At 34.3% G+C, this 26,494-nt stretch carries 17 protein-coding genes and 1 tRNA gene; 15 read left to right on the top strand and 3 right to left on the bottom strand.

Annotation, left to right across the window (positions count from 1 at the left end):
* Positions 1-212 precede the first annotated feature (212 nt).
* Genes IKS50_RS02075 through IKS50_RS02085 form a run of 3 tightly spaced genes read left to right on the top strand, consistent with a single transcriptional unit; the run spans position 213 to position 3,665 of the window.
* Positions 213-2,036, top strand: a complete 1,824-nt coding sequence (locus tag IKS50_RS02075) for a threonine--tRNA ligase (protein WP_292844566.1) — start codon at positions 213-215, stop codon at positions 2,034-2,036.
* Positions 2,037-2,088: 52 nt separating this feature from the next.
* Complete coding sequence (locus IKS50_RS02080) at positions 2,089-3,330, top strand: bifunctional 5,6,7,8-tetrahydromethanopterin hydro-lyase/3-hexulose-6-phosphate synthase (RefSeq protein ID WP_292845118.1); 1,242 nt, start codon at positions 2,089-2,091, stop codon at positions 3,328-3,330.
* 53 nt (positions 3,331-3,383) lie between these two features.
* Positions 3,384-3,665: a zinc ribbon domain-containing protein gene (locus IKS50_RS02085; RefSeq protein ID WP_292844568.1), complete on the top strand. Its 282-nt coding sequence runs from the start codon at positions 3,384-3,386 to the stop codon at positions 3,663-3,665.
* On the opposite strand, the gene IKS50_RS02090 is transcribed toward IKS50_RS02085, so the two are convergent.
* Complete coding sequence (locus IKS50_RS02090) at positions 3,662-4,513, bottom strand: phosphoserine phosphatase (RefSeq protein WP_292844571.1); 852 nt, start codon at positions 4,511-4,513, stop codon at positions 3,662-3,664. The genes IKS50_RS02085 and IKS50_RS02090 overlap by 4 nt on opposite strands.
* 159 nt (positions 4,514-4,672) lie before the next feature.
* Between IKS50_RS02090 and IKS50_RS02095 the strand changes: the two genes are divergently transcribed.
* From IKS50_RS02095 to hisB, 12 genes are all read left to right on the top strand, one after another.
* Complete coding sequence (locus IKS50_RS02095) at positions 4,673-7,060, top strand: Ig-like domain-containing protein (RefSeq protein ID WP_292844574.1); 2,388 nt, start codon at positions 4,673-4,675, stop codon at positions 7,058-7,060.
* Between the two features lie 178 nt (positions 7,061-7,238).
* Complete coding sequence (locus IKS50_RS02100) at positions 7,239-11,039, top strand: DUF3344 domain-containing protein (RefSeq protein ID WP_292844577.1); 3,801 nt, start codon at positions 7,239-7,241, stop codon at positions 11,037-11,039.
* 61 nt (positions 11,040-11,100) lie between these two features.
* A complete protein-coding gene (locus tag IKS50_RS02105; RefSeq protein ID WP_292844580.1) occupies positions 11,101-14,202 on the top strand; it encodes a DUF3344 domain-containing protein in 3,102 nt (1,033 codons plus the stop codon).
* A gap of 165 nt (positions 14,203-14,367) precedes the next feature.
* Positions 14,368-19,524: a cobaltochelatase subunit CobN gene (locus tag IKS50_RS02110; RefSeq protein ID WP_292844583.1), complete on the top strand. Its 5,157-nt coding sequence runs from the start codon at positions 14,368-14,370 to the stop codon at positions 19,522-19,524.
* 100 nt (positions 19,525-19,624) lie between these two features.
* A complete protein-coding gene (locus IKS50_RS02115) occupies positions 19,625-20,335 on the top strand; it encodes a DUF2162 domain-containing protein (RefSeq protein ID WP_292844586.1) in 711 nt (236 codons plus the stop codon).
* A gap of 9 nt (positions 20,336-20,344) precedes the next feature.
* Positions 20,345-20,992, top strand: coding sequence for a MotA/TolQ/ExbB proton channel family protein (locus tag IKS50_RS02120; RefSeq protein ID WP_292844589.1), 648 nt, complete (start codon positions 20,345-20,347; stop codon positions 20,990-20,992).
* Between the two features lie 4 nt (positions 20,993-20,996).
* Positions 20,997-21,320, top strand: coding sequence for a DUF2149 domain-containing protein (locus IKS50_RS02125; RefSeq protein ID WP_292844592.1), 324 nt, complete (start codon positions 20,997-20,999; stop codon positions 21,318-21,320).
* A gap of 66 nt (positions 21,321-21,386) precedes the next feature.
* Positions 21,387-21,974 (top strand): flavodoxin family protein, encoded by a 588-nt coding sequence (locus IKS50_RS02130; protein ID WP_292844595.1) that lies wholly within the window; start codon positions 21,387-21,389, stop codon positions 21,972-21,974.
* A 43-nt stretch (positions 21,975-22,017) separates the two neighbouring features.
* Entirely contained in the window at positions 22,018-23,580 is a 1,563-nt protein-coding gene (locus IKS50_RS02135) for a flippase (protein ID WP_292844598.1), read from the top strand.
* A gap of 63 nt (positions 23,581-23,643) precedes the next feature.
* On the top strand, positions 23,644-24,336 hold the full coding sequence (locus tag IKS50_RS02140) for a TOBE domain-containing protein (RefSeq protein WP_292844601.1): 693 nt from the start codon (positions 23,644-23,646) through the stop codon (positions 24,334-24,336).
* A 10-nt stretch (positions 24,337-24,346) separates the two neighbouring features.
* Positions 24,347-24,544, top strand: a complete 198-nt coding sequence (locus tag IKS50_RS02145; protein ID WP_292844604.1) for a 4Fe-4S binding protein — start codon at positions 24,347-24,349, stop codon at positions 24,542-24,544.
* 45 nt (positions 24,545-24,589) lie between these two features.
* A complete protein-coding gene (gene hisB / locus IKS50_RS02150) occupies positions 24,590-25,168 on the top strand; it encodes an imidazoleglycerol-phosphate dehydratase HisB (protein ID WP_292844608.1) in 579 nt (192 codons plus the stop codon).
* Positions 25,169-25,290: 122 nt separating this feature from the next.
* Here hisB and IKS50_RS02155 read toward each other — a convergent pair whose 3' ends face one another.
* Positions 25,291-26,118 carry a F420-dependent methylenetetrahydromethanopterin dehydrogenase gene (locus tag IKS50_RS02155; protein WP_292844611.1) on the bottom strand — a complete coding sequence of 276 codons (828 nt, stop codon included), beginning with the start codon at positions 26,116-26,118 and terminating at the stop codon, positions 25,291-25,293.
* Positions 26,119-26,329: 211 nt separating this feature from the next.
* Positions 26,330-26,401, bottom strand: a tRNA-Val gene (locus IKS50_RS02160).
* Positions 26,402-26,494 lie beyond the last annotated feature (93 nt).

Genomic DNA, 26,494 nt, shown 5'->3' on the forward strand with positions numbered 1-26,494 from the left:
GGAGTATTTGTTTTTTGGTTATGCATAATAAAAACTTTTACTCCACCTATTTATTAAATTTAACTATTTTTAAGCAAAATTAAAAATTACAAACTAATTTTCATTAAAAAATTTCAAATCAACAAAGTTTTTGAAAGAGTCTAGAATTGCCTTTTCCTAATTTATATATAATATTAAAATCAAAAATTTAATCACTAATATATGGTGATTAAATGAGAATACTTCTTATTCATTCTGATTATTTAAATTATAATGTGAAAAAAGAGACACCTGTAGCTGAAGAAATCGAAGATGCCAAAAAACAAGGCTCCTTTGATGATTCTTTAGTAGTGTTTACAGCTGTTGAAAAAGATGACGAAAATAATCCAGAAGGTATTGTTAAAAATTTAGTTAAAGAAGTTTTAAAAACTAATGATCAAGTTCAAGCTGAAAATATCGTGTTATATCCATATGCTCACTTATCTTCATCATTAAGCTCTCCAAAAGTTGCCGTTCAAATCTTAAAAGATGCGGAACAGGCGCTTTTAGCTGAAAACTTAACTGTAAAAAGAGTACCTTTCGGATGGTATAAGGCATTTGAAATTTCCTGTAAGGGGCATCCGTTAAGCGAACTTTCAAGAACAATCACTGCCGATGAAGAGGAAACCAAAGTAGAGAGAAAACCTTCCAAATGGCAAATTCTTGAAGGGGACAAAATCACACAGATTGAAGATTTCAATTTCGAAAATCATGCTTTCAAACAACTCGTCGATTATGAACTCGGCCGCGGAGCATCCGATGAAGGCGAACCTCCACATGTCAAATTGATGAGGGAAAAGGAAATCTGTGATTATGAACCCGCATCCGATGTCGGAAACCTCAGATGGTATCCTAAAGGTAAGCTAATCAGAGACTTGCTTGCCGATTATGTTTATGACTTGACTGTAGAACGTGGTGCAATGCCCGTTGAAACTCCAATCTTTTATGATTTGGATAATCAGGCTATTTATGAACATGCATACAAATTCGGTGAAAGACAATACAGAACCGACACCAAAAAGAAATTAATGCTTAGATTTGCGGCCTGTTTCGGTGCGTTCAGATTAATGTCTGATTCATATTTGACCTGGAGAAATTTCCCTGCAAAAATTTTCGAATTAACCAGATACAGTTTCCGTTATGAGAAAAAAGGAGAAGTTGTCGGTCTTAAAAGATTGAGAGCATTCACCATGCCTGATTGCCACTCATTCTGTTGTGACGTACCGTCATCTTTAGAGGAATTTTCCGCTCAAACAGACATGTGTATGCAAACAGGTGTTGATTTGAATTTGGATTTCGAAGTAATTTTCAGAGCAACCCAAGACTTCTTTGATGAAAATGAAGAATGGATGTATGAAATAGCCGATAAATTCAAAAAACCTATTCTTTTAGAGATTTTACCTGAAAGACACCACTACTGGGTATGTAAAATCGATTTGGCAAACATTGACGCATTAGGTCGTCCGATTGAAAACCCAACCGTTCAAATCGATGTGGAAAGTGGTGAAAGATTCGACATTACCTATTTGGGCGAAGACGGCAAACAGCATAATCCAACAATCCTTCACACTTCCCCAACCGGAAGTATCGAAAGGGTATTATGTGCAATGCTTGAAAAAACCGCATTGGAAATTGATGAGAGAGCTCCAATGTTGCCGACATGGTTAAGCCCGATTCAAGCAAGAATATTGACTGTCGGCGAATCTCACAAAGAATTTGCTGAAGAGCTATATGCTAAAATCAATGCTTCAAATATCCGTGTGGACATTGACGACAGGGATGAAAGCGTCGGCAAGAAAATCAGAAATGCATCCCAGGAATGGATTCCATACATCTTTGTTGTAGGAGATAAGGAAGCGGAATCAGGCAAATTCCAAGTTACCGTACGTGAAACCGGCGAAAAAGTCGAAATGACAGTCGATGACTTAATTAATGAAATTAATGAAAAAACTGCTGGAAAACCTTTCAGAAGATTACCTTTACCAAAAGATATCTCAAGAAGGATTAACTTCCAATAGTTTATTACAAATAAAAATTATATTATAATATGGAGGAAATTTAATGGACCCAATGTACAAAATAGGAGAAGCTCTTATTGGAGACGGCCCGGAATTAGCACATATTGACTTATTAATTGGTGATAAACAAGGACCTGTTGGTCAGGCTTTTGCAAACGGTTTATCCAATTTATCTGTAGGCCACACTCCACTAACAAGTGTAATCAGACCAAACTTAATGACCAAGCCAGCTACTTTAATCATTCCTAAAGTAACTGTTGGAGATTTAGATGATGCAAGTAAAATATTCGGACCTGCACAGACAGCTGTTGCAAGAGCAGTAGCTGATGCAGTGGAAGATGGATACATTCCAAAAGACATTGTAGAAGATATCGTGATTAACGTAAGCGTATTTATAGATCCTTCTGCTCAAGATTTCAGAAAAATCTACCAATACAACTACGGAGCAACAAAATTAGCAATCAGAAGAGCAATGGAAGGATACCCATCAATCGAAAAGGTACTTGCAGAAAAAGACCGTGGAACTCACCCAATTATGGGATTCAAAGTCAAAAAACTTTGGTCACCACCTTACTTGCAAGTTGCACTTGACCTTGACAACGAAGCTGCAATGGAAAGAATCATCAATGACTTGCCGGATAATGACAGAATCTTGCTTGAAGCAGGTACTCCACTTGTTAAGAAATTCGGTGTTGGAATTATCGGTAAAATTAGAGCTCTACGTCCAGATGCATTCATTATCGCAGACTTAAAGACCTTGGATGTTGGTCGTGTAGAAGTTAAAATGGCAGCTGACGAAACTGCTGATGCTGTAGCAATTTCCGGTCTCGGTACTGTCGAATCCATTGCTAAAGCAATTCACGAAACCCAAAAACAAGGTATTTACTCTATCCTTGATATGATGAACGTAGCGGAATTCGAGAAAAAATTAGAAAAATTGCCTGAAGACTTGAAACCGGACATTGTTTTATTACACAGAAATGTTGACATGGAAACCTACAGGGCAGAGCACGGTGAAGACACCAGTGACATGACTGAATGGGGTAACATTAAAGATATTAAAGCAGCACTCGGTGATAAAGGTTTAATCGCTGTTGCTGGAGGAATCAAACCTAATAATGTTGCAGAAGCTATAGATAAAGGTGCAAACATCATTATCGCAGGCAGATACATCATTGGTTCAAGAGATGTAAGAAGAGCTGCACAAGACTTCTTAGAACATTTCGAACCTGATCCAGACAACATGAGACTTGCTATGGATGAAGACGAAAATATTGAAGTAAAAGACGACTAAGTAAATTAGAATTATTCTAATTTACCTCTATTTTTTTTTAAAGGTGTATTTTTATGGGATTTTGTAATTCATGTGGCCAACCTATTGTAAAAGAAGATTACGGAACAAATAAAGATGGAAGTTTAAATCCTGAATTTTGTAAGGATTGCTATCAAAATGGCGAGTACACTGAACCTGACATAACACTGGAAGAGATGATTGTCAGGAAAACAAAAGAGATGATGGAAAAGAATCCTAGGCTTGCTGAAACCCATGCAACAGGAATCACAACAATGTTCATTCCGGGACTAAAAAGATGGAATCCGGAGTTTCAGGATGATTATGAAACTCTCTAACTCCTGTTCAACATAAACTCTTTAACTCTACTTGCTATAAACTCATCACGGGAATGGTTGGTTTTAAGGTTATATAATTCTTCTTGCAAATTGTTGAATTGATCAACCAAATCATTATATTCTAAACGCAATGAATCGTAATCTTTTTCTAAATTTTCATTAGCTTCAAAAATTTCTGCATAACTGGTTTTTGTGTTGAGGTTTTCTTGTTTTAAGTGGTCATATTTACTTGAAACGTTTTCATAACTTTCTTTTAGGGAATAATGTTCTTCTTTTATTATTGAACATTTATTTTTAAGGTTTTTGTTTTCTTCTTTTATGCTTGAATATTTTGTTTTTAAGTTTTCATTTTCAGTTTTGATGTTGACAAACTTGGTTTTGAGGTTTTCATTTTCCATAATTAATTTTGAATGTTTGTCTTTTATGGATTCATTTTCTTTTTTCAAGCTATCCATATTGTCTTGATGTAAAGAATCGTATTTCTTTTCCATTTCATCTAAAGCAACGTTTTGTTTCTCAATTTTTGATTTAAGTTCTTTAATGATTTGCTCGTATTCTGAAGCAGAAGCATAATTATTTTCAGCTAATAGTTTTTCCAATTTTTTCACTTCCTCCACATATAAATAATTAGCAACTTTTAATGAATCATTCTCTTCTTCTCTATTAATGAATTCGTTAATTTCTGAATTTGGGATAATTAAAACTTTTTCTTTGTTCTCATAGATGTCTTCGTTTTTAGATACTGTAATTTGGATTTGTTCTGTGGTGTATTTTTTTGTTTCACCATTTTTCAGTGTTCTATTGTATTCTCTAGAATATTTTCTTACAATGCCTTTTCCGAATATCATATGTACTCCCTACATTAGATATTATATTTATTTTTTTGGTTTAATAAATATTTGCTAGATTGAATAATACTTTTTCATATTTTATGATGAATTTTGTAATAATCACATATTTAAATGTATGATTCAAATAGAATATTAGATAACATGAAGGTGGGGCTTATGAAAAAACATTTCATTTTTTTATTTATCTTAACAGTTATATTGGCATGCTCATGCTGCTGCATATATGCCGGGGATGCCCAGGATGCTTTAAATGTCACTGATGAGGATTATGTTTCCGATTATATGAATAACCGGACGACTGATTTCGGCATCGCATCTGGAGGTGTTGATGTGGTCGATTCCAATCCATGGGATGCGCAAAAGATAAGGTATGAAGAAAACGTCACAATAAATGGTGTTCAAAAAACGGTTAAGCGTGAAGGATACTATGGGTATCTCTCATATGACGTTCCCAAAAATGTAACGATAAAGTCATCCATCTTATATGCTAATGTATATTCAGGCAGCGCACAGCCAAGCTATGCCCTGGGGGCGAAGTTTACAATCAATGGAGAATCTTTTGCTAATGAAACATTATTCATCGACCAGGGATCCATTGACGGTGAAATTTATGAGCTTAATGATTATATAACTAAAGTATATTCGGATTATGAAATGAGATATGACATTACCGATAAGATTCAAAGTTTAACCGGCACAACAGTAAATTTCACAATTCTTTCTCACGATTTGAAGGCTGAAATGGAAAAGAATTTTGACGGAAGAATAAAATGGCTGGCACTGGTTACAGTTTATGATGACGGGGATGATGATGAAATATATTACTGGATTCGTCACGGTCAGACATGGATGGACACGCCACTCTATATTGATTATGAAACAAAATCCTTAGGAAAAACGGATTATTTTAACATTGATTCAGTTATACTTTCAAGCGGAACAGTTCAGATAGATGTTAATGGGGTTTCATGCAATTCGCTTGATAGGGCTGATGTTAACACAGTAAGCGGAGGATATTATCAGCGCCATATTTGTAATGCAACAAACCTTTACAATGCTTCAAGTGACACTCTTATCAAATACGGTCCGGGGGCTGGATGGGCAGGCACTCCATCTTTAAAGCTGGTTTTGACCGTTATCAAATCAACTCCTAGAAAGGAAAACATTTCATTAAACATTTCAGATGTCAGCACTGCCGGCGGATTTACATTAAATGATGATGTAACAACTATTAATGCCCACTTCACTGCAGATAAGCCGGGCAAATATTTAACCAGACTGTATGTCGACGGCATTAAAGATGATGAGATATTCCTTGACATTCCGCAAGAGGGATGTGATTTCGAATTGTTTGACATGAATACCTACAGAAAGGAATATAATATTTTAAACGGTCCAAAATATGTGAATTATACAATATCAGTATATGACTGCGGTGTTGTTGCCGATTCATATACATTTTCATCACCGGTCAAATATTCTCCATTAAAAGTTAAGTTAATTTCATCCGATATCCATATAAAATACCCGAATAACGTAACCTACACTGCAAAATTAACAGACATGGCGGGCAATGGCCTGGCGAATGTTTCTTTAAATGTCACAATTGATGGGAAAACATATTATCTAAACACTGATGAAAACGGTACTGTACGGGTGAACGTTAATCTGCCTGTTGGAGTTTATGATGTCCGATGCGATGTTTCAAACCCGGAAATTTTCAACTGTTCTTCCTGTATAAATAATGCAGTTGTGTTTAAAAATGTCAGGCTGACCGCATCCGATATTAGTGTGGGCTGCGGTGAAAATGCTGTTTTTAAAATCAATGTTTTGGATGATGAAAACAATCCTTTAGGTAATGTGTCTTTAGATGTCACTGTTGATGGTAAGGCCTATCACATTATAAGTGATGAAAATGGTGTTTCAGCGTTAATTCTCACTCTTCCTGCAGGTAGTTTTTTAATAACCTCCTGCGTTAATGATTCAGTGATTTATAATTCTTCTGTGATTTCAAATAAGATTAATGTCATATCCAAGGCTAAAATGACAGGATCTGACATTGTGATGTATTTTGGAGCAGGAAGCTATTATAAGGTTCGTGTTCTTGCAGATGACGGTAAACCCCTCAAAGGTGCGGTAGTTTCAATTAAAATTTCAGGAAAAACAGTTAAAGCCACCACTGATGGTAACGGTTATGCATCATATAAGATTACACTAAAGGCAAATACCTATTATGTTACAGCCACTTATAAAAATCTTAAAGTTTCAAATAAAATAGTTGTAAAGCCGGTTTTGACTGCTAAAAACATTTCCAAAAAGAAAGCTAAAAAAATCAAGTTCACTGCAAAGCTTGTAAACGCCCAAGGCAAAGCTCTTAAAAATAAGAAAATCACTTTCAAATTTAAAGGAAAAACCTATAAGGCAAAAACCAATAAAAAGGGAATAGCCACTTTAACCTTGAAGAATCTGAAAGTGGGCAAATATTCTATAACTACATCATATGGAAAATCTTCTATTAAAAATACTATCACAATTAAAAAATAGTGATTTTTCATTTTTCCTTCTTTTTTTTAGAATTCATTTTTAAAGTAAATGTTATATACTCTTAATTATATAATATTATTAATAATACCTTGATTAGTATTACTAATATATTCATTTTTAGCTTTTTTGTAATACTTCTTGTATTATTGGTTTTTATAAATTTAAATAAGGAGATAAAATGAAAAGAAAGTATTTAATTTGTTTAATAACTTTAATTTTCATCATTGCTGTTTCTATTAGTTCGGTTTCAGCAGAAGATAGTGATATTTCAAATGTTACTGCTGTATCTGATGAGATCGATGTTGATACGGATGAATCAGCAGATAGAACTATTAATGATGTAAGTAATTTTCAAACTGTAGATAGTGGTAATGTCTCTGGGGGAGTTGATATTGCTGAGGATAATCATTTATTTACAACATATTCTTCATTTACATATGATGTTCCATCAAATGCCACTATTAAAAAGGCATATTTGCATGCTAATGTTTATTCAGGCAGTGCTCAGCCAACATATGCTGCGAATGCCGAAATATATATGAACGGTAATTTATTTAGAGAAGAAAATTTAGTTTGTACTCAGGGCTCTACTGATGGTACTGTGTATACTATTAATGCAAACATAACAAAAGTCTACTCTGATTATGATATGAGGTATGATATAACAGACACAATCAGTGGATTAAATGGTACAACATTAACTTTTGAAATTGGGACTTCCCCTATTAGTGGATATAGTTTTGATGGTAGAATTAAATGGTTTGCATTAGTTGTTGCTTATGATGATGGGGATGACGATATCATTTATTACTGGATTAAATCAGGTCAGGCATGGTTTAATCAACCAGCCACTACCACTTTTGAAACATCCTCTATTTCAAATCCGAAAAATGCTAATTTGAGAAATGTTATTCTTTCAAGTTCAAATCCTGCATTTACAATAAATGGTTGCAGTACAATTGCGAATAATACTGCTTCTGGAGGTTACTATAAATGTAATGAATGGTATGATATTTCAAACTATATGCCTGGCAGTTCCAATACAGTTTTAGGATGGGTTCCTGGTAGTGGTTATTATGGTTTTTCCATGAAAACAGTTTTAGGTGTTTTAACTCTTGAAGAAGAACAAATTCCTGCAAAACAATGTAATGATTTATTGGGAAGTTGTGATTTAAGTGAAGTATTGTCTGTCAATTCTGAAGAAATCTTAGCTGATCCTGATGTAAATGTAATAACTTCTGGTAATGAAAGTTATGATTGGTCTTACAATACTACTGTTAAGGGAGATATAAATATCTTCGTAGCAACTATGCCAAACAATAATTATAATATTAAGGAAAACTATAATAATACATCAATAACTATAAAGTTAAATGATGATGAAACAATAACTGAATCTTATCTTTTCTTACCTATTGTTACTCGAAATACAAAATTTGTTGATAATATATATAATAATACTATTCTATTCAATGGACATAACATCAAAGACAACTTAATGTACGTTTATACTGCTCCTACTCTTGTAAATAGTAATATGCCGGAAAGTTTAATGATATATAATATTACTGGTTTGATAAAAGCTAATGAAAATAATGAGTTATATATAGAGAATTCTGGCACTGGTATAGCTGCCACAAATAGACTTCATGGAGAATATATTATTACTTTATACCAGATACCTGGCGCACCCCAAAAAAATGTTTATTTCGGTAATGGTGCAAATTTTTTAAAACCTACCGGAGTTAATAAAGGTGAAAGTGAGGTAAATGTTCCATTGGATAATGTTGTTGATGCTAAATATTATTTATTTGCAAGGGACTCTAGTTGTAATATTATTAATGTAGAATTTAATAATAATACATTTGATGCATTCCCTGGTATCAGTAATTTTCAAAACACATGTTATTTTGAAACTGATGTAACTGAAATAATTAAAGAATCAAATAATATAACCCTTATAGCAAAAAAAACTGGTACTAATGAAAATCAGTTTTATAAACTTTTAACTCAATTTATTGTTACAACAACAGGCGAATTGGATGTGGAAGTTACAAATATTGCAACTGAATATACAAATACTGCTTATGCTGGTACCAATAATGTAATAACTGCCACAGTTGATTCTACTATCCCAATTGGTTCTAATAATAATTTCACTGTTAAATTATTGGCAGACGGTCAGATAGTTAATGAAAGTGCTGTTGATTTAACCAAGGGAAGTTCAACTATTGTTTTAACTGATCCTACAATCAGACCTGTTGATGAATTTACTGTTTATGCTGCTGATGTCACTAACAAAAAAGTTGTTTATACAGTTGAGATTTATGATGGTGATAAATTAATATCAACTAAAAATATCACAGTTCCTATCAGATATAATGGTTATTTAAGTAAAGATTATGCTTATCCTACTGGTGATGAACCTTACACTTTAAACACTACCGTTTCCGGCGGTGTTTTAGTCGATATCACTGAAAGTGCATATATTAGTACTGGAATTAATAATAGAACTGATAACTTTACTTTAACTTTACCTGGAAATTCAACATTTGTCAATGGTCTTTTATATGTTCCATATACTTCTGATTTCACTCCTGCAGGTTATCCTGTATTTACCATGACCTTCAATGGAGCAGATATTTCAGACAAAATCGTTGGAAAATACAGGGATAAAACTAATCTAGGTACTAGTGATTATGGTAAAAAATACTATGGTGTTCTTATTTATGATGTGTCCGGTTTAATTAAAGATGGAAACAACACTCTTGTTTTAATCAAAGCTAATGGAACCAATGTTGCAGTTTATCCTACCATATTAATTGGATTATACAACACTACTAACAGTACAGTTCTAAGCGATATTTACATATTAAATGGTGCTGATCAATTATCTAAAAGTAGCTATAATAAAGCCGGCAGATTAGTGAATGTTACAAATAAAGTAGATTTAGATGCTGGAAAAATGCAGAATGCTTATTGGTATGTATTTGAATCTGGAGGAACTTCCGGAAGAGGGGACTTAATATTCAATGATAAACTTTACAGCAATGTTTGGAACGGTACAGACTACAATCTTGTTCAATATTATGTTGCAGATGTATCCGATTTAATAAAAGATTCCAATATTGTTAGTTTTGTTGCTACTGGAAGTGGAATAACTGCGTTACAACAAATATTCGTTGTTGAGAATGCTTTGTTTGATTTGAATTTACCTGCAGAAATCACCACTGGTGAAACCTCAAGTTTCACAATGGATTTACCGAGCGATGCTAAAGGTTATGTTTTATTGGAAGTTGATGGAAATAAATTATTCTCTGAAGTTACCAATGGTACCGCTACATTTAACATTCCTAGTTTAACCGCTGGTGACAATATAGTTAAATGCACATATTTAGGGGATGACAAATATAAACCAATGACTGTGAATTCTATTATTCATGTATTGGCTAAACCTGTTTTAACAGCAAAAGATGTTACTATGCTTTATACCAGTAATCAGTATTACTCTGTTAAAGTAACTCAGGACGGTAAAGCATTAGCAGGTAAAGCTGTCACATTCACTGTTAACGGTAAAGTTATTACTGCAAACACTGATAAAAATGGTGTTGCTAAGGTTAAACTTAGTTTAAATCCGGGCAAATACACTGTCAGTGCATCTTACGGCGGCATTAAAGTAACCAATAATGTCAAAGTTAACAGCATCATAAAAGCTTCCAACAAAAAAGTCAAAAAATCTGCTAAAAAACTCAAAATTAAAGTTTCCCTTAAAAAAGTAGACGGAAAATTCCTCAAAGGCAAACCCCTTAAACTTAAAATTAACGGAAAAACTTTAAAAGCTAAAACCAATAAAAAAGGTGTAGCAACATTCACCATTAAGAAAAACATTCTTAAAAAACTTAAAGCAGGCAAAAAATACACTTACAAAGTCACATACAGTAAAGACACAGTAAGTAAAAAATTAACAGTAAAAAAATAGAGATTGAATAATATCTCTATTTTTAATTTTTTTTTAAAATTGTTTGAAGGAGGTTATTTTAATGAAAAAATATTCTCTTTTATTGATTTTCATATTTTTCATGATGATTTCTCTTAGTTGCGTTGTGGCTCAGGATTCATTAAATACTACTGATAGTTTTCAAAATATTGATGATATGGCAGTAACTGAAGAGATAGATAATTCAAAAGATTACATTAGTTTATCCGAAAATGATAATTCCTCACTCAATTCTAATTCTATAACCGATGATGTTTGCCTATCAGATGAGCCCTCTACTAATACATTAAGTTCAGATTTATCTAATGAAAAACAAACTCAGGACTCAACAGTCTCCGTTAGCAAGATAAGTACAGAATATCCTGCTGACTATATCTGTTTTCCGGGAACATTTAATATATTGACAGCAACAATCAGATCTGATGTTGAAGGTAATTTTACTGTTAAGCTGTTGGCTGATAATAATGTAGTTGATTGTGTGAATGTTCACTTAACTGCAGGCAGTCAAAGTTTCAAATTAAATGATTCTACAATCAGGCCAATTGATGAAACTACTGTAAGGGGTGCAGATAATAAAGAAGTAAATTATACTGTTCAGGTTTATCAAGTGGATAAATTTATCACAGAAAATTCAATAATTGCCAATGTTATGTATAACGGATATTTGGGCAAAGATTATGCATATCCAAAATCTGAATCATGGGACTGGTCTTACACTACATCAGTTAAGGGTGATGTGGTTTTCTATAATTTTAAAAATACCTATAGCGGAGCATCTACAGGTCCAAGAAGCGAATCATTTAATCTCAGATTAAGTGGGGGAAAAATAACAGAATCATATGTATATATTTTGTATAACTGGGATCACACTCCGGATGATTTGAATAATCGTCTTCCACTATGGGATCTAACTTTCAATGGTTTAGATATTTCAGATAGGCTCCTTTGGTCTTCTATTGATTTAGCCAATATGGGCACTACATGGGGTGCATTAAAATATGGTTTGCTGGGATATAATGTTACAGATTTAGTTAGGCCAGATAGAACAAATACAATTGTTGTAAATAGAGGATGTTCAACTGCATTATATTCAAGTTCCGTTGTGACATTGTATGAAAAACCTGGATCATCTTATAAAAATGTCTACTTTGGAAATGGTATGGATTTATTATATAATGACTATAATGATGGAAAAAGACCAATTGAAGCAGATAGCAAAGTAGATGTTTCAATGGATAAAGTCACTGAAGCAATGTGGTATGTTTTTGCAGGCAGTGCTCATCAACGCGATGCTGATTTGGTATTCAATAATCATACTTTTGCAAATGTTTATGATGGTGATGCTGAAAGTATGGATATGTTCGAAGCAAATGTGACTTCAATTATTAAGGAATCAAATAATATTAGTTTTATTGCAACTACCACTACTGTTGTTGCATTTCATCAAATTATTGTTACAACATTAGAAGATACTAATGTTACCGTTTCAAAAATTGCTACAGAATATTCAAATACTGCATATGCAGGCACTAATAATGTAATTACAGCATCAATAAATACTAATTATAAAGATAATTACATTGTTAAATTATTGGCAGATGGAAATGTCATCTCCACTCAAACCATGAAATTAAATGATGCATTAAATGAAATCAGTTTAATTGACCCGACCGTTAGAACTATTGATGAATCCACAGTAGCTGGTGCAATAAATAATGATGTAACCTATACGGTTGAAGTTTATGATGGGAATATTTTACTTGCAAAAAGCAATATTACTGTTCCTATCAGATATAACGGTTATTTAAACAAAAATTTCGCTTATCCGACTGATGATTTAAAATTCAATTTGAATACTGCTGTAACAGGAAATGTTTTAATTGATGTTTTAGGTACTGATGCATATTTAGGCAGTGATGAGCTTGCAGCCAATAAATCTTATGAGTTTACTTTAAACTTGCCAAAAAATTCTGTTTTTGTAAATGGCCTGTTGTATATTTCATATAATTATGATAAAACTCCGGCAGGTTTCCCGGTTTTCAACATGACTTTTAACAATGTTGATATTTCTAACCGTATCGTCGGTAAATATAGGGATAAGACAAATTTAGGTTCTTATGGGTTATCCTGGTATGGAGTTATAATTTATGATGTTTCAGATTTAATTAAGGATGGATCCAATTCTTTAGAATTAATTAAAGTGAACGGTACTTATGCTGCGGTTTATCCTCCGGCATTAATTGGATTATATAATGAAAGTGGAGGCAATTTAAAAAATATCTATATTACAAACGGCGCTGATATATTATCCAAAACAAGTTATAACAAAGCAGATAGGCCTGTAAACATCACCGAGAATATTAATGTGGATATCGATAAAATGAAATCTGCCAAATGGTATGTTTTTGCAGCTAATGCTAAAGATAATTTGGCTGATTTAACTTTTAATGGTAATGTCTATAGTAATGTTTGGAGTGGCGATAATGCCCATTCTCTTCAGTATTTCAGTAGTGATGTAACCAGTCTGATTAAAGGTTCAAATACTGTTGGCTTTGTTTCTACCGGAGGAGGAGTTTTAGCTCTACAACAGATTTTAGTTGTAGAAAAATCAAAACCTAAAGTAGTTTTAACAGCAAAGGATGTTACTATGCTTTATACCAGTAATCAGTATTACTCTGTTAAAGTTACTCAGGATGGTAAAGCATTAGCTGGTAAAACTGTTAAATTTACTGTTAATGGTAAAGCTGTTTCTGCAAATACTGATAAAAATGGTGTTGCTAAGGTTAAACTTAGTTTAAACCCTGGCAAATACACTGTCAGTGCATCTTACGATGGCATTAAAGTAACAAATAATGTCAAAGTTAACAGCATTTTAAAAGCTTCCAACAAAAAAGTCAAAAAATCTGCTAAAAAACTTGTAATTAAAGTTTCCCTTAATAAAGTTGATGGAAAATACCTCAAAGGCAAAACCCTTAAACTCAAACTTAATGGAAAAACTTTAAAAGCTAAAACCAATAAAAAAGGTGTAGCAACATTCACCATTAAGAAAAACATCCTTAAAAAACTTAAAGCAGGCAAAAAATACACTTACAAAGTCACATACAGTAAAGACACAGTAAGTAAAAAATTAACAGTAAAAAAATAGAGATTAATTTCTCTATTTTCATTTTTTAAAAGTATTACTTTTTTTATTTTTTTTCAAAAAAAAGTATTACTTGTTCAAAAATATTTATTAATTGTTATAATCATATATTATATTGATAATAGATGATTGTGATTTATTATCATGCATAATTTGGAGACTAATATTATGCAGAAATTTGGCATAAAGAAATGTTCTATATTATTATTCACTTTGATTGTTCTATTGTCATTTACAATGCTTGCAATTTCGGCCGAATCACTTAATCAAACAGATTGCATTGCAATTGAAGATTCGTCTGACATATGCGTTGAAAATGATGTTAGCAAATTGGCTGTTGAAAATAAAAATTCAACAGTTCAAGTTGATGATAATTTAGATGTTTCAAAGGACGAAAGTGATAATTCTAATGATGATCTTGCTTTAGATAGTTATACTGAGGTAAGTGATAATTCTAATGATATTTTATCTTCTCAATCAGGTAAAAAAACCATATTCTTTATTAGTGATAATTCCGGAACAAATATTCTGGATACTGCCGCTATAGAGTTGCTTGATAATGGTTTGGATGTAAATTTGGTTATTCGAAGCGGGGAGCAAATCAAGGATATGCCTGAAGATGAGTTATATGCATTAATGGATAATTCTGATGCATTCATTGGCGAGTGGATCAGTACTGATGTAGATGCTGTATTGACAAGTCTCATTGCTAACTATCCTGCTTTAGCACAAAAAGACATATTTTTAATTCTCGAACCTCCTTCCGGAAAATTAACTTCAACATCAACTTCCATTGACTTATTGAAGAAAAATGTTATTAATGGAGTAAAGATATTCGACGGATTTACCAATGAGGAAATAGTCACATACTTTACACTCACTAAAAGGGGAACTGCATTTGAAGATATCATTGAATTTTATGGAACTGACTTCGGAAGCAGATTCAACTCCATATTTAATAACATCGTCTTATATAAGGATATTAACAATAAGGATAACCTTAAAAGCCAAATCCTTTATATATTAAATAATCTTGGATTGGATGTGGAATATAGCGAACCAACAAGTGACGGAACAAGATTATATGGTATTTACAGGGACAAATGGTATTCCCTGGAAGATTATAAGGCAGAATTCTTTGACAGTTCAAAAACTCGTATTGCTTGTGTTTTGGAAAGTACAATGTATGTGAATTCAAATGCACTGCAGCCATGTTATGAAATTGTAGAGCAATTGGAATCTAAAGGATTCAATGTAATTCCGGTATTTGCAGCTGGTGCTACTAAAGAGCAGCTCATGGTAATGGTTGAAACTTTCACAACAGCGTCAACTTATCAGGAATTTTTAGCAGATCCTTCAAAATATGATGTAAATCTCGATGCAATTGTATCTATGGTTGCATATGGTGTTGGCGGTGAAACATTTGCAAACACTACAGATTTCTTTGAAGATGCAGGGGTTCCGGTTTTCAGAGCAGTTCATTCTGATTATGTATCAAATGCTCAGTGGGAGTTAAGTTCAACAGGTTTGACAACCACTATGAGTGATAAATGGTGGCATGTATCAATTGCCGAAGCTCAGGGTATTATTGATGCCACCTTCATTGGGGGGGCCGCTAAAACATTATCTCAGAGAACTGGTGCTTTAATCACCGGTTATTCACCTCATCATGAAAATATCAATTTATTGACCGATAGAATTTCCTCATGGGTGGATTTACGTTATACGTTAAATGATGATAAAGTTTTATCCATCATTTACTATAATTATCCACCTGGAAAGCAGAACATCGGTTCCAGTTACCTGGACTCAATAACAAGTATCTATAATATGCTTTACGCTTTAAAAGATGCAGGATATAATGTTGGTGAATTGCCTAAAAATGTATCTGAACTTGAAAATGAGATGATTAGATGCGGTATTAATGTAGCTAATTGGGCTCCGGGCGAGCTTCAGAAATTAGCTAACCAAACCGGCATCACATTATTGCCGGTTGACGAATATGTGAACTGGTATAATACTTTGGATGATATTGTAAAAATACAGGTTTCAGAAGGTCCTGTTGCATATATTGCAGAGTTAACAAAAAGGGCTGTAGAGCTTCAATATACTGTAACAATTGGTGATACAATTGATGAGTGGTATAATCAGATAGTGGCTCTGCTTCCTGAAAACAATACTGTTATGGCAACAGAAGCTTTAAAAAATATTGTAGCAAGTTTAAAACAATATGCATCAACCGGTTCATACAGTGATTATCAGATATTTGAACAGTATTACGCGGAGTTCAAATCCCTTAATATAGCAGGTTTAAACGGATGGGGTGAAGCCCCAGGCAATATCATGATGGTGAACCGTAATGGAACCGATTACTTTGTAATTCCAGGTTTAACATTCGGTAACATATTTGTGGCCCCCGAACCTCAAAGGGGATGGGAGTCAGATGTTGAAAACCTTTATCACTGTACTGCTGTTGCACCGACTCATCAGTACCTTGCCGCTTACTATTATATGCAAAGCCGATATTCAAATGCAATGATATTTGTAGGAAGACACGGAACACACGAATGGCTGCCAGGAAAAGAGATTCTTTTATCTTACAATGATTATGGATCTATTGTGGTGGGAGATGTTCCTCAACTATATTTCTACATTACTGATGGTTTAGGTGAAGCAATTCAAGCTAAAAGAAGAGGATTTGCCGTGATGATTTCACACTTGACCTCTCCAATGGCATACACTCAATTATATGGTAATCTCACAGCTTCTGCAAAAATCATTGAAGAGTACGAAAATACTTTTGATGAAACTATGAAAAAAGTATTGGCAGAGGAATTGCGAGGTATTGTAATTGACAATTTGTATTACGGTAGTTTTGGCCTATCAGAAAATGAGACCAAGGCGCTTAGTGATGCTGATTTGGTCAGTTATACAAACACATTCCTTAAAGAAATGCAAAATACTTTGTACCCATTGGGTCTTCATGCAATCGGTGAGATGTGGAGTGAAAAGGATGTTGCAAACACGGTATCTGCAATGATATCACGTGATTTTGACCTGCCGGGAAATAAGGGAACTACAAATCTTTTTAAAGTATTGTCAAATAACTACTATTCAAAGGATTATGAAGATTTAACCGCATTTGAAAGAGAATCTATCCTAAATAAATCATATGACATTTGCAAGGCTTTAATATATTGGGATGCCGATACAGTTTACAACACTTTAAATATTGACAGTAATAATTTATTGGAATGCCTAAATCAGGCTAAAAAATACATCAATCTGATTAATGAAAGTATTGCCAATGAATTAAACTCAATGCTTAAGGGATTGGAAGGCAAATATATTCCAGTTGGTTATGGAGGCGATTTGATTGCAACACCGGCAATATTGCCGACAGGTTACAACATGTTCCAGGACCAGTCTGCTGAACTTCCAACAATGGATGCCTATGAATATGCAAAAACTCTTGCACTCTTGACACTGGCAGACCTTGATGATGAAACAGAAAAAATCATTATGGGTATTTGGTGTGTAGAAACTGCAAGAGACGATGGTGCATTGGTATCCACTGTATTATATTTGCTTGGTATGCAGGTAAAATGGCACGCTTCAGCATCTGCAGGGGTAGATGATGAAGGATATGTCACCGGTATGAAAACAGAATCATATCCTGAGGTTGTTCCTCTTGACGATTTGGTAAGGCCTGAAGGATGGGCTAAAAAAAGGATTGACGTTTCAGTCATTACAAGCGGTTTATTCAGGGACTTATACTCATCTCAAGCAGTTCTAATGGATAATGCATTTAGAATGACATTGGCCTGTTCATATAATACAATTAAAAATAATAGGACTCTTATTAAAACAAAAGAGGGAGCCAAACTATTGGAAGCTCTTGAATTCGTAATGGAAGGAATCAACTATCAGGGAATAGGTTCTGAATCTTTAGAAGATAATTATGTTGCCAAACATTGGGTTGAAGACTGTTTGTACTATTTAAGTATCGGCTATAATGCCACTTATGCTGGTGAATGTGCGATTACAAGAATATTTGCACCTCCAAATGGAGATTACGGTGCAGGGATATCAAAACTCGTTCAGATGTCCTGGACCTGGAATGATACCTCCGAACTTGCTGATTTCTATCTTGGAAGAATGGGTAATATGTACTCCAAAAACTATTGGGGAGATACAAATCCGATAGTGTTCTTTAGAGCATTATCCAATGCGGATACAATTGTAGCAAGTCGTAATACCAACCAGTATGGAGTTTTAGACAATGATGACTTCTTCGATTACTGGGGAGGTCTTTCAATGACTCTCGAGCATATCTCAGGAAAAACTCCAAAAATGAATATTTTAATGTATGCAGATAAGACTCATCCATATGTAAAATCTCTTGAAGAAGTGATGAATGCTGAAATTACAGCAAGGTATGATAATCCTGAATGGATTAAAGGTATGATGAATGAAGGTTACAGCGGTGCCAGATATATTTCAAACAAATTTGTCACCAACTTGTTCGGTTGGCAGGTTACCCGTCCTTCAGCAGTATCAGATGAATTGTGGAAAAAAGTATATGATACCTACTATGGAGACAAATATGGAATAGGCGTTAACGAATGGTTAAAATCAGGTAACAATGCATATTCATTAATATCCATGTCCGGAACAATGCTTACAGCAATTAAGGAAGGTTATTGGAATGCAGATGATGCAACAATAAGGGATATTGCAAATACCTGGGCACAGGCAACCGTACAAAACGGTGTGGCATGCTGTGACTGCAGTTGTGGTAATGTGGCAATGATGCAATGGGCAATAACATATGTTAATCCAGACATTCTTGCAAAATTACTGCCAAAACTCTATGAGGCAACCCAAAACCCGGCATTTCAAACTAATGCTTCACCTGACACTCCACAAAGTGATGCTGATGCTTCAAATCCAAATCCTCAAAAGGGATCAGATGCAACATCTACCGTTGAGACAAACTCATCTTCCACATCAAGCACCAAACAATCCTCAACTGGAAGTACTTCTTCCGGTAATGGAGTAGGTGTAGATGGAAGCCAGCCTAGTACAGGCATGTCTCAAGGCACTAGTGGTGCAGGAGAAAGTGCATCATCACAGGATGGTAAAAAAGCAGCTGAAATCAATCCGGTTGTTGCAAAATCATCATCCGACACCGGTTTATCAATCCTTGCAGTGCTTGCAGTCATTGGACTGGTAATTATCATAGGATTAGGTTACATTAGAAATAAAGACGAAGAAAAAGAGGAAGTCGTAGACTTCGACTATAATTACAATTTTAATGAATAAAGGTTTTTTATAAACCTTTTTTATTATTTTTTTAAGCTTAAATAAAATATTTTCGAGGAAATGTTTTATTTAAGTTTAAAATTATTAATAGGTGAAAATTATGGATGTTATTTCAACATTATGGCAATTAGGAATATTGGCGGCGGTTTTAATATTCGGAATAAAACTTGGCCTTGCAACGGGTCTTGCCAATTTTTCCAAAAAGTATTTGCTTGGTGTATCAATAGGTTATGGAGGAGGAGTCCTAATACTGTGTTGGATTGCCTCTTTTTTTACGCAGGAAATTACAGAATGGATTTATGCTTATAACTTTGAATTTTTCCTGATTATGGCAGCCATAATGATTGCAGCGGGAATATTCACAATAAGGGAATACAAAGTTTATGAAAGAAATACTGCAGCAGCAACTGCAATGGCAGTTATTGCACCATGCCCGTGCTGTTTTGGATCAATCTTAGTTAGTGTACTATTGGTTGCACCGACAATCGGTTTGGGTGCGGTGAACTTGAGTGTATATGTTGCACTTGCACTTGTGGCAACAATAGTAATCACATATTTCCTGTCAAAATCATTTGTTAAAGTATTTTTAGACAAGCCATATCCAATCATATTAGGCAATTTTATGTTTTTTTTAGGATTGTATTATTTGATATCAGCACTATTCCTACCATACATTACTGATATTTTAATAAATACAATGAATCCAATTACAATAGAATCAACTGATAATTTAGCGATATTTGTAATATTATTGGTTATAGTTATTGTGATTGGAATGTTAATATCAAGAAATAGGAGTCATTTATCATAGGTGAATTACATGGTTACAACAGTTCCGGGAAGTGAATTTTTAACATCAGCATTGAATGCAATCTCACAGGGTTTACAAATTCCTGTAGTTATCTTTTTATTATTATTTGCACTAGTTGCAATATTGATGCTTGGAGGTCTCATATCGGAGTATACTTCACGAATGAAAGTATCGGTGGATGTAATTGAAAAGCTGGTTTTCAATATCAATAACGCTCCATCAATTGATGATGTGAAAAAAATTGTTGAAGGCGCAAAAATTCCAAAATCACAAAAATTAATATTGATGAAAGTAATAAGGGCACAATCTCTTACAAAAGAATCAAGGGAAGCGCTTGCACGTAAATTAATTGAATCAGAAGAAAACGGATTCACCAAATCCCTTGGAAGAACAGATATTATTACACGTATTGGGCCTACATTGGGGTTAATGGGAACATTGATTCCAATGGGACCGGGTCTTGCAGCATTGGGAGCAGGAGACATTAATACATTGGCAAATTCGATTATTGTAGCTTTTGATACAACTGTAGTGGGTATCGGGTCTGGTGCTCTAGCATATGTCGTTGCTAAAATCAGACGCAGATGGTATGAGGAATACCTATCCAACTTGGATACTTTAGTGGATTGTGTTTTAGACAAATTAAATCAAGGGTGATTTGATGGTAAGGCAAAAAGGTAAGAAACGTTTCACTGAAAGTGAAGAAGACCCTATGGCAGGGACATCCAACCTTGTTGATGCAATGCTTGTAATTGCAGTTGGTCTATTGATTTTTGTAGTAATCAGCTGGAATATGCAGAGTGTGGTTTTCCAGGAAAATCAGGACCAGCCCCTTCAGGAAGCACAACAGACTACTGAAGTTACAGAAGGCCATCAACTCAATGAAACTCCAGATACTTCCAACAGTTCAGGTCAAGGTTATATGGAAATGGGAAAAGTATATAAGGACCCTTCAACGGGAAAACTAATTATGGTTGAAGAGTAAATTACTTCCAAATCGTTTTCAAGTCTATTCCAAATATATTTTAATTAATATAACCTAAATATTTCTATGAAAGTTTTTGGAATCTGTGCAAGTCCGAGAAACGATACAACTCATTACGTATTGGCCCATGCTTTGGACATACTGGAAAGCCATAATTTTGAAACTGAAATGTTTACTTGCCAGGCAAAGGATATTAAGCCTTGTATGCATTGCGATTACTGTTTGGAAAATAAGAAATGCATCATACAGGATGATATGCAAGAAATCTATGAAAATCTTCAGCAAGCCGATGGTATAATATTGGCCACTCCGATACAGTCAGGATCAATTTCATCAAATCTTTCAGCAATAATGGACAGAACAAGAGCTCTTGAAGCTATTGACTATAATCTTTTAAGAGGAAAAATCGGAATTAGCATTGCAGTCGGCGGGGACCGTACCGGGGGTCAGGATTTCGCTCATCTGGCAAACATCACCTATTTTATGATACACGGCATAATCCCGGTCAGCGGAGGGCCTTTCGGTTCCAATTTAGGCGCATCATTCTGGTCTCAGGACTCTCTGGATAAAATAAAGGAAGATACATATGGTATGGAGTCTTTGAATAGGACTTTGATAGAATTTGAAAATTTCTTAAATAAGTATATATATTAAAATTAATTTACATATATGTAATATCTATTTTTAAGGTTATATTATGGCAAATAAGTTACTCAGAGGCAGTTTGATAATTTTCATTGGTAACATAATCTTTCGTATCGGAGGTTATCTGTACCGTTTCTTAATGGCTACTCTTTTGGGTCCTGTCAACAACGGTATCTTAGGGACTACATTGTCCTTCCAAGGGATTTTTCAAACATTGGCTGCTGGAGGGCTTCCTCCTGCAATATCCAAATATATTGCCGAATATAATGCCGTTGAAGACTATAATATGGCCAGGCAGACTATCTACACCGCGCTGAAAATCATGGTGTTTTTGGGAATATCCTTGGGATTTTTAATGATTTTTGTCATTGCCCCGTACATTGCCAATAATTTCATGGGAAAGCCTGAAGTAATGGTTCCACTGCAGATTATCGGTTTGATCACTCCGTTCAGTGTCATTATGGGAGCATTCAGAGGTTCATTCCAAGGTGTATACAAGATGGAGTATATAGTTTATACCCGTGCTATTGAACAATTGGGAATGATTCTTTTTGCTACAGCATTTGTTTTAATAGGATTTTCCGTTGTTGGTGCATTATGGGGTACAGTCATCGGTTATGCCCTTTCTGCCGTTACTTGCGTGTTGATATTTAAGTTTTACATGCCGAAATATATTCCCCAACCAACCGATGATTTTGAATTCAGCTTTCGCGATGAACTCAAATTAGGGCTCGTATTAGTAAAATTCTCCATTCCGGTAATTATTACTGCAATTGCTGAAATGCTTATCTATAATATCTGTACAATCATTATGGGTAAATTCCTGACATTGGCGGATATCGGGTTTTTCACAGCCGCGGATCCTATTGCCAGATTGCCTTTGATGATTTCTATTTCTGTTGCAACTACCATTTTGCCAGCTTCTTCTGAAGCTTTTAAGGTTAGAGATATTCCAACTCTTCAAAAATATGTCAGCGAAGCTTATAAAATATCATTGTTATTTGTAGTTCCTATGTGCATTGGCCTTGCATTATTCGCAGCACCTACTTTGAAATTATTATATTTCAAAACCCCTGCTTATGTTGCAGGTGCTTCAGCTTTGGCCATATTGTCAATTGGAATGACTTTCTACTCAATTTTTGCCATATCAACCAGTATTGTTCAGGGTATCGGAAATCCTAGGATTCCAATGTATATTTTGATATGCGGTTCTATTGCAACTGCCGCACTCTGTTGGCTTTTTGTTCCATATCTGGGTATTGCAGGTGGTGCGACTGCTACAACCATTTCCTGCTTTTTAATGATGGTCCCATGCGTATATTTCGTATTTAAATTGACTGAAACAAAAGCTCCCAAAAAACCGGTTGTTAAAATAGTGATGGCTGCTTTAATCATGGGATTGGCAGGTCTCTTTATTCCTAAGACCACCTTATGGCTGTTTCCTGGAATCATAATCTGTATGATTGTCTATTTTTTCGCGTTAATTTTAGTCAGATTTTTCACTGCGGAAGATATTGCCACTTTGAGAGGATATTCATCGAAATTAGGTCCTTTATCCAAATTTGTCAATAAGGTATTGAACTTTGTTGAAAAAATTGAATTCAGAAACAGATAATAGAAAACCTATTTATTATATAACGAATATATTTTTTAATAGTTATACTTGGGGGAGTATAATATGACTGATGTAAAGGCAGGGGTAGAATATAAAATTAATGTAGATGGCAATTCTTTTCTACTTGACAGTAAAAAATACAACTTGCTTGAATCTATTTTAGAAACTGGCTCTTTGACAGCTGCCGCTAAAGAAATTAACGTTTCTTACAGGACTGCACTGAATTATATTGATAAGATAGAATCAACACTTGATGTAAAAGTTGTAGCAACTACTAAAGGTGGAAAAGGTGGAGGTGGAGGAACCTCTTTGACTGAAGAAGGATACTCTATCTTAAAAGAATGTAAAAAGATTAATGCTATTATGGAGCTTCACAAAGATGTAAATGAGATTGAAGCCGAAATTGTAGATATTAACGATACTAAGGGTGTAATGACCATTAAAATGAAGGATTTTGAGATTAATGCTCCATTGAATAGGAATTATGAGCTTGGAGATCACATATTGGCTTTGATTAGTTATGATAACATCTTTTTAATGTTGGAGCCGCAGGCTTCCAGTATTCGTAATATCTTAAAAGGTCAAATCATTGAAATGAGGCTCGAAGGCGAAATCATTCGTGTCAAAGTCAATGTTGGCGGAATCACTTTATGCAGCGATATTACAGTATCTGCAGAAAAAGAATTGAATCTTAACATCGGAAAAGAGGTCTATGTTGGATTTAAGGCAATGTCTGTTGCAACATTAAAACTATAAAGGGATTATTATGGCACTGCAAATTTTGGTTGATGAAGATAAATGTATTGGATGCGGTAACTGTGCCGAGATTTGTCCCAAATCAGCTAAAATTTGGAAAGTTGGTCGCGTTGCACGTATATTAGATTTAAGATATTGTCATGTTTGTACGCTATGTGCCATGGAATGCCCTACAGACTGCATTAAAATTATACGTCCCGGTGAATAAGCCTAAATTATTGAAGCTAAAATTAATTATTTTGTAGGTTAGATTATGACTAGAATTGCTAATGTTTCAAGAAAAACATCTGAAACAGATATAGAAATAAAAATGGATCTTGATGGAAAAGGGGTTTATAACATCTCAACAGGAGTAAACTTCTTCAATCACATGCTGGAATCATTTTCCAAACATTCAATGATAGATTTGGATGTCAAGGCAGAGGGAGACATCGAAATAGATGACCACCACACCATCGAAGACATTGGAATACTTTTAGGAGAGGCATTCCTGGAAGCCATAGGCGATAAGAAGGGCATCAAAAGAATGGCTCATGCAATCGTTCCGATGGACGAATCAGTTTCAACAGTGGCAATTGATATCAGCGGACGTAGCTACTGCAACATGAATTTGGATTTCAAGAATGAAAAAATCGGCGACATGACAGCTGACGTTATCATTCACTTTTTCGAATCATTTGCTTCAAGCGGTAAAGTAAACATTTATGGTACCGTTGAAGGAGCCAATGACCATCACAAGGCAGAAGCTGTTTTCAAGGCATTTGCAAAGGCTCTAAAAGAAGCAATCAAAATTGAACATGATCAAATTCCTTCAACTAAAGGAGTTTTATAGCTAATTTATTAGCTATCTTTTTTTAATTTTTCATAGAATATACTATTTGAAAAATCCATTACTAAATAGTGGTGTTAATTTTTTTTAAAAAAATAAAAAAAAGTAAGTAGTAATTAAACTACTTATTGTGGTTTACTAATTAAGTCTGTTTTACAACCTGGGTTTCCTTCTTTCATGTGAGGGGTTCTTAAAACAGTATCATTAGCTTTTTCGATTTCTCTTGCTTCTTGTGCTAATTTAGCAGCACATGCAGCAATTTCGTGAGCAGCAGCTACTAATGGGATGAAGTTTTCGAAACCTTTGGTCATGAAACAACCTTTCATGTCTAAGTTTGCAACGGATCCTGCCATTTCGTATGCAGCGATAGCTTTTGCTTTTGCGTATGGGTTTGCGAATCCACCAGCTTCTGCAGCTTTTTCAGCGGTAATAATGAGTTTAGGTAATTCGATTGCACCTGCTTCTGCTTGTTCGATTACGGTGTCAATGGTTTTTTGGACTAATCTTAATGCACCGGTTTCTGCAAGTACTTTTAAGATGTCTGAGTTGAAAATAGCCATTTCAGTTGGGTCTAACCATTCTCTTTTTGCACCAATCATTGGGTCAGACATTACGATGATGTAACCGAGTCCTTGTTCGTCCATTTCATCTTTCTTACCTTTACCAGGTGCGTCACCAATGATAATAGCAGGAATGTCTTTTTCAGATAATAATTCTCTTGCTCTTGCTGGTCCAGGAGCTCCTGGGTTTGGGCTAATGAAAATTGCGAAATCAGGTTCGAAAGCGTCTATTTTAGGTACGACGTCTTCTACTTGTTCTGGGTTCATTTTTGCACCAGATCCAAATGTTCTTACATCGATATTTGGTCTGTCTGCTCTTTCGTCTAACAATAGGTCAATTACTGGTGAAGTACCAATATTACCACTTTTAATAATAGCAATTTTAACTACCATAATTTAGTCTCCTTATTTGATAATAATAATTTTAAGATAAAAACTATTTAAATTTTATTATTTGATAATTTGGCCATAGTTTGTTGGTCTCTTATTGAACTATTAGCATCTATTGAAACGTTTATTTAAGCATGAAATATATCGAATTTTCATCAAAAAAGAGCAAAAAATCAAGTATAATCTGAATAAATCTTTAAAAATAGAATTAAAGTGGTTCCGACGAGACTCGAACTCGTGATCCCCTCCTTGTAAGGGAGGTATCATACCACTAGACCACGGAACCAACAAGTAATATTATAAATTTACTAATATATATAGATTACTATTTTTTAAATTTTACCTAAGAAAATTTTATTAGTTACAAAATATATATTAA

This window comes from Methanobrevibacter sp. (assembly GCF_017539065.1).
In the GTDB taxonomy this organism is placed as follows: Archaea; Methanobacteriota; Methanobacteria; order Methanobacteriales; family Methanobacteriaceae; genus Methanocatella.